The following is a 17907-nucleotide window of genomic DNA, read 5'->3' on the forward strand; positions in this document are numbered from 1 at the left end:
TTATTTTAATTGTTCTATTAATATCTTACCTTTAGAGGTAATTGCATCCATTCTTAAAGTTCGCCCCTCTTCCATATAATCAATATGTAAGTGTACATCAGCTTCTGGCAATAAGCCGTGACCACGATCAGGCCATTCCACAATACACAAACAATCATCAGAAAAATAGTCGCGGATCCCCATAAATTCCAATTCTTCGGGATCCATTAATCGATATAAATCAAAATGAAACACTCGCATTGATGGCAATTCATATGGTTCAACCAAGGTATAAGTAGGGCTTTTTACAGCACCTTGATGACCAAGTGATTGAATTAGACCACGAGAAAACGTGGTTTTTCCTGCACCTAAATCCCCTGTTAAGTACAAGGTTAAAGGCGGAGTGATCAAAGCTGAGAGTTGGCGACCTAAAGCCACAGTTTCGTCTTCATTTGTTAACGAAAAAACACGTTGACTCATTGAGTTATTTACACTTCAAAAAAAGAAAATAATTATACAGAAAAAAACCGCGTTCAAAAACTCGGCTTTTCTAGGGCTTATTGATCTTTCAGGCTTAAATTTTGTGCTATTTGAGTGCTTACCCTTGCTGTCTTTGCAAGTTTAATAACCACTTACCGTAAACATAAATACCGACTGCTGAAATACTTCCTATTGCAGCAATAATGTACCAAGCCATTCCGATATTATGGGTTTCGTACAAATATTGAGTCAACGCCTGTGGCGTATCGCCTGTGTAACTCACCAGAGTTTTGAAGGCTTCACCATGAGGAATTTTCTCCATATTTGCCACTGACATTCCACGCTCTACCAATAGCTCACGAGAGAATAATTCTTTCGAGGCATACCACTCATATAACTTAGGACCAAAGTAACCTTCTAAACCCCAGCCAATGCCTTGTGGTAGCATAACAAATCCAAGGTACATGGCTTTTTTGCCTTCTGGCGCAATATTCCCCATAAATTCATTCTTTTTAGGGCTGATCATCATTTCACCTAGCGAGAACATAGCAATAGCAAAAACCATTATCCAAGCGGCGTGGTACGACCCAATTAATAGGAATGCAAAAATACTCAACAAACAACCGCCTAACATTGCAGTCGTAACGCGAACTTTCGCCGTCAAACCCGCAACCAAGAAACAGCAAGTCATGATCAATGCCGCATTAATGTTCACTAAACCTTCAGGCAAAATCTTGGTTCCAGCAAAATCCATTGCCAACAAACCTCGCCAGAATGCACTCGGGGTTTCACCACCAAACAAACTGCTTACGATAACACTGGTATCAACCCACTCTTTAATGTGAATGGGCAATACGTCAAACAGAGAGTTAAATAAGAACCAAAAACCTGAAAATACCAACATGTAGTAAATCACAATGGGCTTTTTCAATTCATGCCAAGCGTCTTTCCAAAGCACATCTTGTTTAACTTCACCACTTTTGATTTGTGCCATACGTGCAAGACGAGCTTCTTTACCCGGTTCTTTGTAAGCAAGTAAAAGTACGAAGTTGAGAGAAATAATCGCGGCGCAGGTGAAGAATACATTTTCCCATGATAGCTGGCGCATATAAGCTGCGACGATAGGGCCTAAGAAGCCGCCAATATTCACAATCTGATAAAACAATCCCCATGCCATCGAGGTATTATTTCGATTAGTCGATAAAACCAGCGTCCCTTGAATACCCGGTTTGAAGATCCCTGTACCACCAGCAAGTAGCATAGCTCCAATTAAGAATCCCCAAAATGACGGGAAAAAAGCCATGACTAAATAAGCGGCAATTTTAATGACGGTTGAAGCAAAAATCGTCTCTTTGTAGCCAACACGGTCTGAAATACCGCCGGTAAAAACAGGTACAAAAGTTTGGGTTATCGCAAACCAAAACATAATAATACCGTAATCACCAAGACTAATACCTAAACCGCCTTCTGAAGCAGGTGCTTGGGCATATAACGAAGCTGTTGTTTTTACACCATAGTATGAAAGCCTTTCAACCAACTCCATACCGCCCACCAGCCAGAAAACATAACTAAGGCTAGCAATTGAAGCCCACATGCCCAATTGTTTTACTTCGCGCAGATCATTGCCCGATGTAGCATTCCCATTATCCATAATTAATCCTTATGGTTATTTTTGTTGTTATTTACTCGTTATCCTCGTAGATGCAAGACTTCTGCGAGGGTAAAAATATTACGAGTATATACCACTAAGACGGCCATCACGGATTTTACATGAGTAAAAATGCGAACATCAACGCAGATTTAACGAAAAGAAATAAATTAACTGCGTTGCAGTTTCAATAACCACTTGCCATAAAAATAAATGCCAACCGCCGAAATACACCCTATGACTGACATTATGTACCAAGCCAATCCGATATTATGGGTTTGATACAAAAATAACGTTAAGTCCTGCGCGGATTCACCTGTAAAGCTCACTAAAGCGCTAAATGCTTCACCTTGAGGAATGGCTTCCATATCATCAATTGACATACCACGCTCAACCAACAACTCACGAGAGAACAACTCTTTTGATGCATACCATTCATAGAGCTTAGGACCAAAATAACCTTCAAGTCCCCACCCAATACCTTGTGGCAGCATAACAAACCCAAGATACATGGCTTTTTTGCCTTTTGGAGCAATATTCCCCATAAACTCATTCTTTTTAGGGCTTATCATCATTTCGCCTATTGAAAACAAAACAATGGCAAATGCCATTACCCAAGCGGCCGTATAAAAACCAATAATCGCAAAGGATAAAATACACAAAATGCAGCCAATGAGCATGGCATTGGTAGCTCTAAATTTTGCCGCTAAACCAGCGATTAAAAAACAAGTGGTCATGATCAAAGCAAAGTTAATGCTGATCATTCCTTCTGGCAAAATTTTGGTGCCAGCAAAATCCATCGCCATCACTTTTTGCAAAAATACACTCGGCGTCTCTGAGCCAAAAATACTGGAAACAATCACGCTAGTATCCACCCATTCTTCGATATGAATCGGCAACACATCAAATAGTGAGTTGAACATAAACCAAAAGGCTGAGAACACCAGCATGTAATAAATCACAATCGGCTTTTTTAGTTCATTCCATGCATCTTTCCATAAGACTTCTTGTTGTAACTCACCGCTTTTCACTTGAGCCATTCGAGCTAAACGCTCTTCTTTACCGGGTTCTTTGTATGCAAGCAGCAGTAAAAAGTTGAAAGAAATAATAATGGCACAGGCAAAGAACACGTTTTCCCATGCCAGCTGCCTCATGTGCGCCGCCAGAAGCGGCCCAAGAAATCCACCAATATTGACCAGCTGATAGAAAATGCCCCATGCCATCGAAGTATTATTTCGATTAGTGGACATGACTAAAGTGCCTTGAATCCCCGGTTTGAAAATACCCGTACCACCAGCAAGTAACATTGCACCAATAAAGAATCCCCAAAACGAAGGATAAAAGGCCATAACTAAGTAACCAGCGATTTTGACAATGGTTGAGGCAAAAATGGTTTCCTTATAACCCACTCGATCTGATATGCCGCCAGTGAACACCGGAATAAAGGTTTGCATAATGGCCCACCAAAATAAGATGATGCCATAATCTCCAAGGCTAATTCCCAATCCTCCTTCTGAGGCTGGAGCCTTAGCATAAAGGCCTGCACTGGCTTTAACGCCGTAATAGGCCAACCGCTCAACGACTTCCATGCCACCGACAAGCCAAAACACATAGCTTAAGCTGGCAATAGATGCCCACATTCCAAGCTGTTTTACTTCCCTTAAATCATTGCCAGATGTCGAATTATCCTTTTCCATAATTGATCCCTATGGTCGTTATTTGTTGTTATTTACCACTAACAATCATGTTCAAATAACATCCTTGCATAAAATATACAAAGTAAAAAGTAATAGGATGGACTTAAATGTTGTTTTTGATCAGCTTAGATACAGAATCGATGCAAATGTCCCTGTTCTTAGTTAATGATTTTAGGCAGACTATATAGCCATACATCAAGGCTTCATTACCTTCTTAACTTTATATACTCGTGATACTTGAAGATGCAGGATTTAAGCGAGAATTAATTGCCATTTAGGCAAGGCACTTAACCGTAGAAATAGTCAGTCTATTTTAAGGGTAAGTAACGCAGCATAAATGGCAATTAAACTCGCACTGCGTGAGCTTTTCAGCATCGATTGTTCTTTGTTGCGAAAGCTTGAATTAGCCCGCTAGTTCTGCACTTTCACGCCTCGAATAATGCAACGCTGAACAAGCCCTGAAAGTTGCATCTTCAAGTGTCACGAGTATAAATGGGTGCTGTATGAAATATCTCAGTATTCTTATTTGCCTGTACTCTATGTGTGTGCATGCTTCGACACTTCATCTGCAAAATAATTTTGCTCAAACTTCTAGTTCCAATACCTGTGGAGTTCCATGTCAAAAATTTTTTATTAATAACCAAGAAGATGCAGACAATTTTAAACTTGAGTATGGTCAATGCACGGCCTTTGCAGGCTCTATATTAATCGATAGTGATAAAGTGGATAACTTAGAGGGCTTATCAAATCTCAACTCTATATCTGGAGATTTGCTGATAACAGACACAGTAGATTTAACTTCATTAAAAGATTTAAAAAATTTGACAAGCATAGGCGGCTCACTAGACCTTGAGGCCAACCAAGCATTAAGCGGCTTAGACGGATTACAACAACTTACTGATTTTCAAAGTCTGATTCTTGTTGGCAATAACATTTTAAAAGATATCAGCCCCTTAAAGGTTTCCAATGTCGCAACCATGGGTTTTATCTCAAATAACCCACTTTTACGAAACGTTACAAGTGCCACAGCTGCCTTGAGTAAAGACGCATCTAATCTATTTCAAGTAAATAATAGTCCCACTCTAACTACAATTGGTTTGTTAACTTCGAGTGATGGTGTATTTAATGGTGACATGTCTCTAGATAATGACGACGATATCAAACAAAGTGATTTCTTATCGCAATTTAAGAAAATAAATGGTCATTTTGGACTCTTCGATATGAAAAATTTAGCGTCACTAGACGGCTTTAAAAGCCTAACCGATATCAATGGTAGATTGATCATTGATAACCTTGCAAAGCTTACTAACCTAGATGGACTACAAAACATAAACCCACACTTTTCGGGGCAGTTAGGGATTTACGATAATTCTAACTTAGTGGATTGCAAAGCTCTTTGCCCTTTAATAGCGAACAAAAAGCATATCGAACTTACTGGAAACAATTCAAAATGTATTGAATCACTGAGCCAATGCAGTTAATCGAACACGCTCTCCCAAAAACTATATAAATCGAATGCTGCTCTTTAATAGAGCAAATCGATCTAATCAATTTTCTGGATAAGCGGTACTATCTTTCTTTGGCAAAAATACAGAAGAAACACAATGGCTCTACAATCTATCGCAAGAATACTCCCCATTTCCCAACGAGCATTTTCAACTACCAACGGGCTTGCCCGAGAAGTTCCTAATCAGGTACGACAGTTTATTGTAAAAGTAGGTGAACGTGAAAAGCTTTGGGCATTAGAGCAAGATGCAGAAAAAATGAGTCAGTGCCTTAGACAGAAGACTTCCTGGACAACCAACTCAACAACCACAGTAAAAACAGAAGAAACATCCTTGCCTAAATATCACGTAACAATCGCTAAATTCGGAAAGCCCAAATAGTTTATCATTGATCTTGAAGACATTTATCTTTCACAAACACAAGAAGAATGGGGATGTTCATTACCAGTCCGTAAGTCATGGGCAGCAAGGTCCATTCAGGCTGCTTCAAAATAACGGCGGCAATGAACATACCAGTACCCGCATTTTGAATACCGACCTCAATCAATAAGGTTCGACGATAGCTAAAATTCAGCTTAGCCTGTTTGCAGATCAGCTGAGTCACTAACATGGCCAGAATACAAACGCTCAAGCACATAAGCACCATTAACCAGCCTGATTTTAATAAATCTTGCTGAAAGCGCCATGCCATAAACACCACCAGCCCAAAAAATAAGATTGTCGCTATGCGGGAAATATAAGGCTGTGCTTTTTCCACTCCTTGTCTAAAAAAGGCTCGGATGATCATACCTACAATCACAGGTACGATAGTAATTGAAAGCAATTTTTGAAAGGTGATAAGAAAAGGCAAACTGACTTGTGAATCAATACCTAACCAAGACAACTGCCAAGATAGGCTTAAAGGAAGAATTACGGGCATCACAAGGCTTACAAAAGCAGTCATGCTCACCGAAAGTGCAGCGTTACCGCCTAATAAAAAAGCAATTAAATTTGACGTTGCTCCTCCGGGGCAAGAAGCCAAAATCACTAATCCAACCGTGACTAGCAGAGGTAACTCAATAAACTTACCAATCAGCAAAATATGCAACCAAGCAATCAAGGGTAATAGAAGAAGTTGAAGCGTAACTCCAAAGATAAAGGGCTTTGGATTAACTAAAGCTTCTTTAAAATCACGAATAGATAAACTCAACCCAAGCGTTAGCATCATCATTGCCAGAGCCAATGGTAATATCAGTTGAGTAAGTGTTGCTAATTCCATTTATATTTTCTTCTAATAAAAAAGGCAGCTCTTAAGAACTGCCCTTTATAGCAATAATTTATGACAAATTATGCGTCAAGTGCTGCAAATTCTGCTTTTGTTTCTTGAAGCTTGTCCATATCACGCTCAAGATCGGCCAGTTTTGCACGCTCTTTTTCAATAACGGCTTCAGGTGCTTTCGCCACAAAGCCTTCGTTAGAAAGTTTGCCTTGAATACGGCTCACTTCTTTCACGAGCTTTTCAAGCTGCTTGTCGATACGTGCCATTTCAGCCGCGACATCAACCAAACCAGCCATTGGGATAAGCAGCTCCATTTCACCTACTAATGCAGTAGTAGACATTGGCGCTTTTTCATCAGCGGCTAGAATCGTCATTGATTCAAGCTTAGCTAGAGTCGTAAAGAAGGCTTGGTTAGCTTCTAAACGTGCTTTGTCTTGCTCAGATACATTCTTAAGCAATGCATTTAGCGGCTTAGAAGGTGCAATGTTGAGCTCAGCACGAATGTTACGTACCGCAACAATCACTTGCTTAACCCACTCAAGATCGGCCATGGCTTGCTCATCCACCTGAGTTTCATCAAATTCAGGGAAAGCCGCTTGCATGATGGTTTCACCTTCAACTTTTGCCAGAGGCTTAACACGCTGCCAGATGGTTTCGGTGATGTAAGGCATGATTGGGTGCAGTAGACGCTGCATGGCTTCAAGCACAGTGATCAACGTAGAGCGAGTACCACGTTTTTGTGCTTCAGTGCCGTTGTTCAAAACAGGTTTGGTTAGCTCTAAGTACCAGTCACAGAACTGGTTCCATGTGAACTCATAAGCGGTATTCGCAGCAAGGTCGAAACGGTAAGCGTTAATGTGATCATCAAAGGTTTTCACGGTTTCGTTAAATAGACCTGAGATCCAACGATCTGCAAGCGAGAATTCCATCTCGCCACTTTCGTTAGACAAAGAGTCAAAGCCACAATCTTCACCTTCGGTGTTCATCAATACATAACGTGATGCGTTCCAAAGCTTGTTACAGAAGCTGCGGTAACCGTCTAGACGCTTCATATCCCAGTTGATGTCACGACCTGTTGATGCCATTGCCGCTAGGGTAAAGCGCAATGCATCTGTACCATGAGCTTCGATGCCTTCAGCGAACTCTTTACGTGTGCTCTTTTCAATCTTAGCCGCTAACTGCGGCTGCATCATGTTTCCAGTACGCTTGGTTACTAGTGACTCAAGATCGATACCGTCGATCATATCCAATGGATCAAGTACGTTACCCTTAGACTTAGACATCTTGTTGCCTTGTTCGTCACGGATAAGACCAGTCACATAAACGGTTTTAAATGGTACTTGTGGCTTGCCGTCTTCATCTTTAATGAAGTGCATGGTCATCATGATCATTCTGGCAACCCAGAAGAAGATGATGTCAAAACCTGTTACTAACACGTCCGTTGGGTGGAAGGTTTTTAGATCTTCCAAGTTGTCTGGCCAACCTAAAGTAGAGAAGGTCCACAATGCCGAGCTGAACCAAGTATCTAATACGTCATCGTCTTGGCGAAGCACCACTGAATCATCTAACTCATACTTAGCACGAACTTCTTCTTCGTTACGACCAACATACACTTTACCAGCTTCGTCATACCAAGCTGGAATACGGTGTCCCCACCACAACTGACGTGAAATACACCAGTCTTGAATGTCGCGCATCCAAGAGAAGTACATGTTTTCGTATTGCTGAGGTACAAATTTAATGTCGCCGTTTTCTACCGCTTCAATCGCTGTTTTCGCCATTGGCGCAACCGCAACGTACCATTGGTCAGTCAATAATGGTTCGATAACCACACCCGAGCGATCGCCATAAGGGACTTTCAAACCGTGTGGCTCGATTTTTTCAAGCAAACCAATACGCTCAAACTCAGCCACAATCGCTTTACGAGCGGCAAAACGTTCCATACCTGCAAATTCTTGCGGTAGGCTGCCGTCGATGTCTTTGTTGATGGTGCCGTCAGTGTTTACGACTTCCGCTTCACTACGGATAGCGGCATCAATGGTCAAGATATTGAACATTGGTAGTTGATGACGCTTACCCACTTCGTAATCGTTAAAATCGTGCGCAGGGGTGATTTTCACACAGCCTGTTCCGAACTCCATATCAACGTAATCATCAGCAACGATTGGAATACGACGATTCACGATTGGCAGCAGAATAAATTTACCAATCAGGTTTTGATAACGCTCATCATCAGGATGAACCGCAACTGCACTGTCACCTAACATGGTTTCAGGACGAGTGGTCGCCACTTCTAGGTAATCTTTTCCGTCAGCGGTCAGTTCGTTATCCGCTAATGGATAACGCAAGTGCCACATGCTGCCTTGCTTTTCTTTGTTCTCAACTTCTAAATCTGAAATCGCAGTATGAAGTTTTGGATCCCAGTTCACCAAACGCTTACCACGATAAATCAAATCATCTTCGTAAAGACGAACAAACACTTCTTGAACGGCTTTTGATAAACCTTCGTCCATGGTAAAACGTTCGCGATCCCAATCTACAGACGCACCAAGACGACGTAACTGCTGAGTGATATTACCGCCAGATTGTTTTTTCCAATCCCACACTTTGTCGATGAACGCATCACGACCTAAATCATGGCGAGATTTACCTTCTTCAGCATCCAGTTTACGTTCCACCAGCATTTGGGTTGCGATACCCGCATGATCCGTACCCACTTGCCATAAGGTGTTTTTACCTTTCATACGCTGGTAGCGAGTCAAGGTATCCATAATGGTGTCTTGGAATGCATGACCCATGTGTAGGCTACCCGTCACGTTCGGTGGTGGGATCATTATGGAGTAGTTGCCTTGGGTGGTATCACCATGCGGCTTGAAATAACCTTTCTCTTCCCAGTTTTGGTAAAGAGACTGTTCTATAGACTGAGGATCGTATGTTTTTTCCATGGGAGTTCGTCTTTTAAAAGCTTAATTGGGTTCGTGCCAATATGTGTTGTTAAGCGGATTAGAAAGAGTAATAGTACGAACTGTTGTCTTATCGTACTATTGCTCTTCTGAGTATCTGAAAATACTACACACTTTTCTAACTGTTCTGATTTTGGGTATTGAGTTCAATACTCATAGAACGATATTGGCGAAAACGGTCGCGAGCGATGGCTTTTTGATTCTCATCGGCCACAACAAAGTCAATAATTTGAGGGAAGTTTACCGCAAAAGCAGGGGCTTGGTCTGCAAGATTTATCAGAATATCGTAATCTTTTATTTGAGCTTGTTGATCAAAACCAATTTCTACTGGCGATCCACCTTTCAGCCCTTCCCCTTTGAGGTTGTGGGGAATAAAGGTTTCAGTTTCAAATGCCCACAATAAATCATCCATTTCATGAGCTTGAGTTCGTGTTCCACAATGCAGATAGACACGCTTTTGCTGCTGATAATGTTGCTTTACCAACTGACAGATAAAATGACGCAAGTCTTGTTCAGTGCTATTTGACTGCATTAAATAGAAAGTGCCTTGAGTCATTGTTGTCCTTTGTTGTTGGGGTGGTAAGGGGATGAGTATACAGGATTTTGGTTATAAGTATGGACAACTTATAAGTGTCGGTTTTAACGTCATGCCTGCATGTTGTTAGCAGCATCCAGTGACTTTTGGAAGTCGTACCGTCATGCCTGCGTGCTTTTAGCCGGCATCCAGTGACTTTCGGTAGTCGTACCGTCATGCCTGCGTGCTGTTAGCAGGCATCCAGTGACTTTCGGTAGTCGTACCGTCATGCCTGCATGCTTTTAGCAGGCATTCAATGACTTTTTTCTTTGCTTGTTTTTTGTGTAGTAGAAGCAAAACTTCTTCGAAGTTTAGAAAGTCGTGGGTTTACCACCCACACCCGTGAAAAAGGGGGATCACCAGCAATCCCCTTTTGGCGGTGTGGTGTGCAGCACCACGACTTTGTAAACTTCGTAGAAGTTTTATCTTAAGCTAAAAAGCCTCTAGACACCTGCCTTCGCAGGTGCGACGAACAAACGTCATTTTAAAATCACCATTGTCATAATCAGCCTATGATGTAGAAGTAACGACTAATTTAGCCAGTTTTTCAGGGAGTGATTGGGTATCCTCATCTTTAAGCAGGTCTTGAATACGCAATAGAGTTCCTCTATTTGTCTTTGCTTCTTCAATAAACTCTTGTTGTAAATCTGACGCTTGTTGTGCTTGAAAAAAAAGTTTTATTCGATATGCCGACAAAGATGAAATGGTGAATACTTTTGTGCTTGAATTTTCAACTATCCTTAAACATTTGATAAATGCTGACAGAGGTAACTCTTTAGCTATTTCACATAATTTTAAACTTGAGCAATGATTTACAATCAATCTTCTCATCTCAGTCGCGTCATACTGTTCTTGTGCCTGACATGTATCCTTTAATAGATTTACTAAAGCTCTATTTGGCAGGTTTTCGATAACATAATTAAATTGATCTTCTGCAAACATTCTAGAGTAAAGTAGAAACTCTGAGGTATCGTTAAGAGATTCAAAATAGAGTAAAGGCAGACAGTATTCTGGTTCTAAATCACAAGCCAGCACCTCAGTGTTACTCGCAAATAGTCTTCTGGCATAGGCTTGATGATGACGGTTATGAAGCTCTAACACGATAGCTTTTCTTAATGGTGGCTGCGTAATAATATGCTGTAAATTCTTACTACTGGGATCACACTCCGCCCTACTAGAAGGTTTCATACCAGCATTCAATCCATAATCATCAAGGGCTAGGATAAGGCTTGAAATTCTCTGTATCACCTTATGCTTCACATCACTACTTTCACTTTCTTGCCAAATTAAGATTGCCTTTTCGAGCGAGCAAAAAGACACAAAAGGGAGAAGCCCCATTTCAAAAGCAGAAATAACATCACGTGAACGAGCATCTGAAAGCTGTTCAAAACTATCAATGAACTGCTGCCTGATCTCTACATCATCTACGAGTTCTTTGCATACGCTATCAAAAGTGGATTGACAGTCTTTAATTTTCAACTGATTAGCTAAGATAGGTAATAGCTCTATTAAATCTTCATAGGCACTTTTTTTGATCGCAAAAATCATGTCATCTTCTTGCATTGCTGCAATTGAGTTAGCTTTATTAACCATCGAAATGGATGAGCAGGTTAACAATTTAGGATATATTTCTTTTGTGCGATTTGTCGTATGTGAAAAGTTGCAAGGGGTTATGTCATCCTCATTACCGAGCCAAACAACGAACCTCTGCTCAAGAGGCAAATCTGATGGAAGCAATTTGATTTTGTATGTTTGCTCTCCAAGCATCACTGTATCGAAATTGAGATCATTTTCTGGCTCGCTTATCAAACCAAAATAAACCGCTGCTTGATAACTCTTTTCAATTAATAATTGAAACATACACAATCAATTTGAATTTTGGAATGAATTCAGAGTATCAAGATATCTTGTAGGAGTTAAATCTGAATTAGTTAGTTTTAATACCTGTTTATACTTAAACCACTGACATAGCCCTGAGTAGAGCACATCCGATTGCAAATTTATATAATCGTTACTAGCCTTAAAAGAAAACAGTAAGGGGAACCGTTACCCTATCTTTTCCTTTATCTGTTTGCATTTTAGTATCAGGCTTAGTTCCCAGCAATGTACACTTTGTTTCACCCGGCTTTCTAAGGCAATCATCAAATAGAGGCTCCCCCCCCCTTGATAAGTGCTTTTTTACAACACTGTCACGTACTTTCATGAGCTCTAAATCTTTTTCAGTTTCAGCAATTATAAAACCATGTACGATATCATCTAGTTCAGGTATACCACAGTCCAAAAAGTCAAAACATCCACTATGAGAGTATACTTTTATCTTGCCTACTATTTCTCCTCTTCCAGTCATTATCTCATAATGGAGCCATAATTTTGTACTCGAAACGGGCTGATAATCAGAAGGAAGCTCGCCACAAAATCCTGTTTGCCCTTTAAAGCTCAACGTTACACCATCTTGTTCGAAAAAATGTTCAGCACATTCAAACCCACACAGATAGCTATGATCACCCGTTTTAGTTTTTACATTCACAAATCCGCTTATAGACTCTCCATCTCTCGAACCTGTTATTTTCAACTTTGCATCCGGCCCATACCAGAAAGCTTTCGGATGGTTTTTTATGTCAATTTTTAAGCCCACCTTAGCGCCAGCCCTAGATCCTATTTCGCCACAAACACTTGCAAGCGCTACGTTTACGATGAACCTTATCTTACTTTCTTGTGAGACATCCAAACGATCAAAAATTGTATTCGAAGCTAAAGTAGCCATGTCCACAGCTAGAAAAGAACCTAAATATGAGCAAAAGTGAACACCTGCACCACCAGCAGGACTGATAACATAAGTTATGCCTGCAGTAACGGTATATTTTAGAAAGGCTTGGGTTACTGATTGAAGTCTTCCATCCGTGTTTTCACAACCAAAAAAACGTCTTACTGTGTGGTTAGAAACTTTTGATATAGTAGGTGCAAAGCCACCTATTAATGCTCCAAAAGGCCCACCAGCTGCAGCGCCGCACATACTACTGATAAAAGTATCAGACAAATTTTGTCTAGAGCAAACACTGTCATATAAAGACATTCATCACCCACTTATTATGAAGTAAATTAAAAACCCCACCCCAAGGGGCGAGGAATCATTTAGTATTTTCGTCACTCCTGCGCAGGTATGACACAAAAAAGATCTAAAGTTAGTTCGCCTAAAGGGACAAGGAATTAAACCCAAACAAACTAAAAGATATTAACAATAAGTGCCTGAATTACAGCTTAATAACTCAAGTTTAGGAGTCCATTGTTAACTCAAAAAATGGGGGCATTCTGTAGAGACATTGAGTAGTGACTCTTTGACAAATATAAATATAGATATAGAACCGACCTTCAACCTAATCAAAAGCATTAGCAAACAATCGACTTCAGTTGCCTAATACCTGAACACTTACCTAAACCGCAAGTTCGTTCGTAATGACCGGTCTATTTCGGACGGCTCTAACACAGAAATACGCACAAGTAGCTGTGCTGTAGAGGTTGGCTTATGCAGAGCATAGGCTAATTAAACCAGTTTAATATCACATTGTGTTAATTGAGCGGCTCTTTTACAAGATTGTTCCATCCTGCCTCCAGTTTTTTTGTAGTGTTTATCTATTTTGTCTGAAACAGTTTCAGCAATACTTTGACTTTCTTCATCTGATATAAGTCTCATCCCATGTACTATATCTTTAGGTATTTTTGAAGAATCCGAAAAATCAAAGCATTTAGGTTCACAGTATACTTTTGCCGTTCCAACAACTTCATGTTTTTCGTTTATTACCTGATACTCAAAGCATAAAAAGCCTGAACCAACCTGCTCTGGCTTGGTTAATTCCCCACAGAAAAGCTCTTTCCCTGTAAAGCTAAGCTGTTTTCCATCGCTTTCGATATTGTATTTGATACATTCTTCACCACAATAGTAACTATGCTCACCCGCTTTAGCCTTAATTTTAATTATTGAACCTGCAGACTTACCATTCTGTTCAATGCCAACTTTCAATTCTACATCTTCACCCGGATAATATTGACACACCTCCGGACCACCAAGTTTTATCCTTATACGGTATTGGCCAATAGTTGCTCCGGCTCTTGCCCCATAATGAGATGCGACCCCTCCAAGTACTAGGTTAACTGCAAGTCTTATGTTGCTATCTTTCGCAACCCCAGCCTTATTAAGTACTGAATTAGAAGCCCAAACTGTAACATCAGAGGCTACATAAGCACCCAAAAAAGAGCAAAAATGCACACTCGCACTTCCTACTGGATTTATTACATAGGACAAACCTGCCGTTACCCCCAAATTAAATGCCTTGCGAGAAAGAGCTACAGCCCGGCTTTCATTAGTCCCACAATTAAAAAATTGACTAAAACCGCACTTGATAGTTCTTGATACCGTTGGAGCAAGCCCTCCCAGCAACGCTCCTGTTGGACCACCAGCAGCAGCCCCACACATCATAGAAGTAAAAGATTCAGATAGATTTTGCCTCGAGCAGACACTGGAATATAAAGACATTGTTTCCCCTAGTAGATGAAGGTAATCAAGGGTTCTTAAAATTAAAAATTTTCAAAAACTAGAAACAGTTATTATCAAAAAATGCCTGTATATCTACTTAATAAAAAGTGGTTATTGCATTCGAACCTAAGAGTTGGGGGCGCAAACAATCCACCTTTATTGAGTACTACTCTCACTCTTGGTCAACAACATCAACACAGAAGCAAAAATCAAAAAAGCACTCATGATAAAAAACACATCGTTATACGCCATAATGGCGGCATCTCTATGCATAGTCTGAAACAAAGACGCTTTGGCTTGCGTCATCGCCGTTGAGCTATCAAAACCAGAATGCAAAAAGTAAGCGGCTTTTTGCTGAAGTTGAAACCAAATTCCATCGTTGGTTGCATGTAACGCCGATTTCAACCTTTGAAAATGTTCATCGGTCTTATTGGTAATTAAGGTCGCAATAATGGCAATACCAAACGCCCCACCTAAATTACGTACCACATTACTTATTGTTGCGGCATCAGGTGTTTGTTCTTTAGTGATGTCTTGCAACGAAACTAATGACAAAGGGACGAGAATAAATGGACTGCCGATCGCTCTTAATGCCATCGAAATAATCAGTTGGTGCCCTGAATAGTTAATGTCCATATGCGTATTCACAAAACAGCTTACACCGAACATAAAAAAACCAAATGACACTAAATACTTAGGTTTTATGTGATTCACTAAACGAGGCACTATCGGGAAAAACAACAACTGCGGAAAGCCCATCCACATTAACACTTTACCGATTTCTAGAGCGTTATAACCTTGAACTTGTGATAAATACACAGGCAAAACATAAATCGAGCCTAATAAGGCCATACCCAAAATAAAATAAGCAGGGCAGCTCATGGCGAATTGCAGATTTTTGAATAGCCTCAAATTCACAAGTGGCTTACGGTGAGTCAATCCATTAACAATAAAGAAGAACATACTCACGCCCGAAATGACTGCAAGCGTAATAATAAAATGAGAGTCCCAACCTTTGCGGTTACCCTCTTCTAACACGACTTCTAAGCAACCTAGCCCAAGTGCCATAGTGATAATGCCTAACCAATCGACATCTTTAAGGGCTGAAAAATTCGGCTTTGCATCATCCAGTCCATAACGGATCATGCCGATTACTAATATTGCAGGCGGAATATTGATATAAAAAATATACTGCCAAGATAAGGTTTGGGTTAGCCATCCACCAAGGGTTGGCCCAATAGAAGGGGCAAACGTGGCCGTCACCCCGAACATCGCCATGCCCACTGCCCGTTTACTCAGCGGTAATTGTTGTACAATCAATGAAAAGGCCAATGGAATAAGTGCTCCACCGCTAAAGCCCTGAATGGCTCTAAAGATGGTCATGGAAGTCATATTCCATGAGAATGAACAGGCAATGGACGCCAAAATGAAGATGAATGTGGTACCAGTAAGATAGCGTCGTATTCCTAATGCACGAGACAACCAAGCACTTAATGGAATGGCAATCATTTCAGCGACTAAATACGAGGTCGATACCCACGAACTTTCTTCAATGGTAGCGGATAACGCCCCTTGAATATTCTGTAAGGACGAGTTGGTGATCTGAATATCCAAAATCGCCATAAATGCGCCAATAAGACCACCGATAATTGCGATCCATTGACGTACGCTGACGCTTTCGTTTTCATCAGCGGGTAATACATTGCTGGTTGTTGACTCCGACATGATTATTTTCTTAAATCAACCATCGCTTCGACCGACAAACCGGGAATTAACCTTCCTTGTAACTTTTCGGGGTGTAATAGTTTGATACGAACAGGAACACGTTGAACCACTTTGGTAAAATTACCAGTAGCATTTTCGGGTGGAAACAGTGCAAATTGAGCACCTGTGGCAGGCGAAAAGCTCTCTACTTCACCTTCAAGTGGTGTGTCTGGATAAGCGTCCAACGCCAGCTCAACTTTCATTCCGGGTTTAATATCAGCAATTTGAGTTTCTTTAAAATTGGCGGTTACCCAAATTTTATCGCTTGGCACAACACTTAACAGTGGCATTCCCGGCTGTACATAAAGTCCAACTCGCAAGCCTTTTTTACCCACAACACCATCTACTGGCGCTTTAATTTTGGTATAGCTGAGTGCGATTTTCGCTTGCTCTAATTGAGCATTGGCTACACTGATTTTGGCTTTGGCTTGTTGTAATTGGCTAGTGATCACATTGAGGCTGTCATTGGCAGCTTGAAGTCCTGCTTGCGCTTCTTTCACTTGAGCTTGAGTCACTTTTTGCTGTGAAATGGCGGTATCGAGATCTTTTTGTGAGGCATAGTTACTTTTTATCAAACTCTTAGCTCTGATCACTTGCTGTTTAGCTAAGTTATATTGCGCCTGTGCTGATGCAATTTTGCTCTTGGCTTGTGAGATTTTACTTTGCTGTAACTGCTGCTGGGCATGCAAGGTTTCAAGTTCAGTAGAGGCTAACGTCACGTTCGCTTTTGCTTTCTCTATCGAAACTAAAAAGTCCCTGTCATCAATTTTTCCCAGTAACTGCCCTGCCGATACCTTTTGGTTTTCAGATACAAAAGACTGGATCACTTTTCCTGAAATTTGAGCACTAATATTGGTGACATCGCCTGCGGTATAAGCGTTATCCGTTGATTCAAAATATTGGCCATAACTGAACCAATAGGCCGCAACGGCTAATATAACAACAAAAACTAAAGCAAAAGCTCTAATTAAAGGCGAGCGTTTTGACGATGGCGATACAGTTTGATCTGACATAAAACCTCTAACTTAATGAGTCGGATCTTTGAAAAGAACCATAAAAAAACGTTGATACGAACAATGAGAGATGAGGAAGAAATAACATGAAGTGATAAATGCTATTTGCATGTCATCATAATGGAGGCATACAGCTAAGTACACTGAGACAGCAATTCTTAAATTAAAATTGCGAGAACACTCGCATTCTCAATCAAGCTATCTCAAAAGTCGTTAATTTTATTGATAATTTATATAACTGCTTTGTAATTCACCATCCTCATTAAAAACTTTAGGATAACAAAACCGTACTATCTACCCAGTTTAATTATCTCTTGGTTAAAGATGGTTAACTTAACCTGAGCTTTTTATAAAGGGATCTGTATCGTTTCATTTTTATAGATAAAATATAAATTCAATCGACAGTGCGGCTAAATTTTGTGAAGTCCAAGGCAGAACGGTTCGTAATAGACGGCCTATTTCGGGCTGTTCTAACGCAGAAATACGCATGAGTAG

General features: G+C 40.5%; 13 protein-coding genes. 2 read left to right on the top strand and 11 right to left on the bottom strand.

What is annotated here, in order from left to right; all coding sequences use genetic code 11:
* From tsaE to D5018_RS02255, 3 genes are all read right to left on the bottom strand, one after another.
* A complete protein-coding gene (gene tsaE, locus D5018_RS02245; protein ID WP_121837357.1) occupies nucleotides 1-459 on the bottom strand; it encodes a tRNA (adenosine(37)-N6)-threonylcarbamoyltransferase complex ATPase subunit type 1 TsaE in 459 nt (152 codons plus the stop codon).
* A 118-nt stretch (nucleotides 460-577) separates the two neighbouring features.
* Entirely contained in the window at nucleotides 578-2110 is a 1533-nt protein-coding gene (locus D5018_RS02250; protein ID WP_121837358.1) for an MFS transporter, read from the bottom strand.
* 167 nt (nucleotides 2111-2277) lie between these two features.
* Nucleotides 2278-3804, bottom strand: coding sequence for an MFS transporter (locus tag D5018_RS02255; protein ID WP_121837359.1), 1527 nt, complete (start codon nucleotides 3802-3804; stop codon nucleotides 2278-2280).
* Nucleotides 3805-4307: 503 nt separating this feature from the next.
* Between D5018_RS02255 and D5018_RS02260 the strand changes: the two genes are divergently transcribed.
* Together D5018_RS02260 and D5018_RS02265 are read left to right on the top strand one after the other, a co-directional pair.
* Nucleotides 4308-5285: a hypothetical protein gene (locus tag D5018_RS02260; protein WP_121837360.1), complete on the top strand. Its 978-nt coding sequence runs from the start codon at nucleotides 4308-4310 to the stop codon at nucleotides 5283-5285.
* A 123-nt stretch (nucleotides 5286-5408) separates the two neighbouring features.
* Entirely contained in the window at nucleotides 5409-5690 is a 282-nt protein-coding gene (locus tag D5018_RS02265) for a hypothetical protein (RefSeq protein ID WP_121837361.1), read from the top strand.
* 4 nt (nucleotides 5691-5694) lie between these two features.
* Here D5018_RS02265 and D5018_RS02270 read toward each other — a convergent pair whose 3' ends face one another.
* The 8 genes from D5018_RS02270 to D5018_RS02305 all read right to left on the bottom strand — a co-directional run bounded on the left by D5018_RS02270 (nucleotide 5695) and on the right by D5018_RS02305 (nucleotide 17412).
* Complete coding sequence (locus D5018_RS02270) at nucleotides 5695-6567, bottom strand: bile acid:sodium symporter family protein (RefSeq protein WP_121837362.1); 873 nt, start codon at nucleotides 6565-6567, stop codon at nucleotides 5695-5697.
* Nucleotides 6568-6635: 68 nt separating this feature from the next.
* Complete coding sequence (locus D5018_RS02275) at nucleotides 6636-9512, bottom strand: valine--tRNA ligase (RefSeq protein WP_121837363.1); 2877 nt, start codon at nucleotides 9510-9512, stop codon at nucleotides 6636-6638.
* 136 nt (nucleotides 9513-9648) lie between these two features.
* On the bottom strand, nucleotides 9649-10086 hold the full coding sequence (locus D5018_RS02280) for a DNA polymerase III subunit chi (protein ID WP_121837364.1): 438 nt from the start codon (nucleotides 10084-10086) through the stop codon (nucleotides 9649-9651).
* A gap of 528 nt (nucleotides 10087-10614) precedes the next feature.
* Nucleotides 10615-11964, bottom strand: a complete 1350-nt coding sequence (locus tag D5018_RS02285) for a hypothetical protein (RefSeq protein ID WP_121837365.1) — start codon at nucleotides 11962-11964, stop codon at nucleotides 10615-10617.
* 160 nt (nucleotides 11965-12124) lie between these two features.
* Nucleotides 12125-13177 carry a hypothetical protein gene (locus tag D5018_RS02290; protein WP_121837366.1) on the bottom strand — a complete coding sequence of 351 codons (1053 nt, stop codon included), beginning with the start codon at nucleotides 13175-13177 and terminating at the stop codon, nucleotides 12125-12127.
* Nucleotides 13178-13645: 468 nt separating this feature from the next.
* Nucleotides 13646-14635, bottom strand: a complete 990-nt coding sequence (locus tag D5018_RS02295) for a hypothetical protein (RefSeq protein ID WP_133309220.1) — start codon at nucleotides 14633-14635, stop codon at nucleotides 13646-13648.
* A 156-nt stretch (nucleotides 14636-14791) separates the two neighbouring features.
* Nucleotides 14792-16360 carry a DHA2 family efflux MFS transporter permease subunit gene (locus tag D5018_RS02300; RefSeq protein ID WP_121837368.1) on the bottom strand — a complete coding sequence of 523 codons (1569 nt, stop codon included), beginning with the start codon at nucleotides 16358-16360 and terminating at the stop codon, nucleotides 14792-14794.
* Between the two features lie 2 nt (nucleotides 16361-16362).
* On the bottom strand, nucleotides 16363-17412 hold the full coding sequence (locus tag D5018_RS02305; protein WP_121837369.1) for an HlyD family secretion protein: 1050 nt from the start codon (nucleotides 17410-17412) through the stop codon (nucleotides 16363-16365).
* Between the last annotated feature and the right edge of the window lie 495 nt (nucleotides 17413-17907).

It is taken from the genome of Parashewanella curva (assembly GCF_003675895.1).
Taxonomy (GTDB): Bacteria; Pseudomonadota; Gammaproteobacteria; order Enterobacterales; family Shewanellaceae; genus Parashewanella; species Parashewanella curva.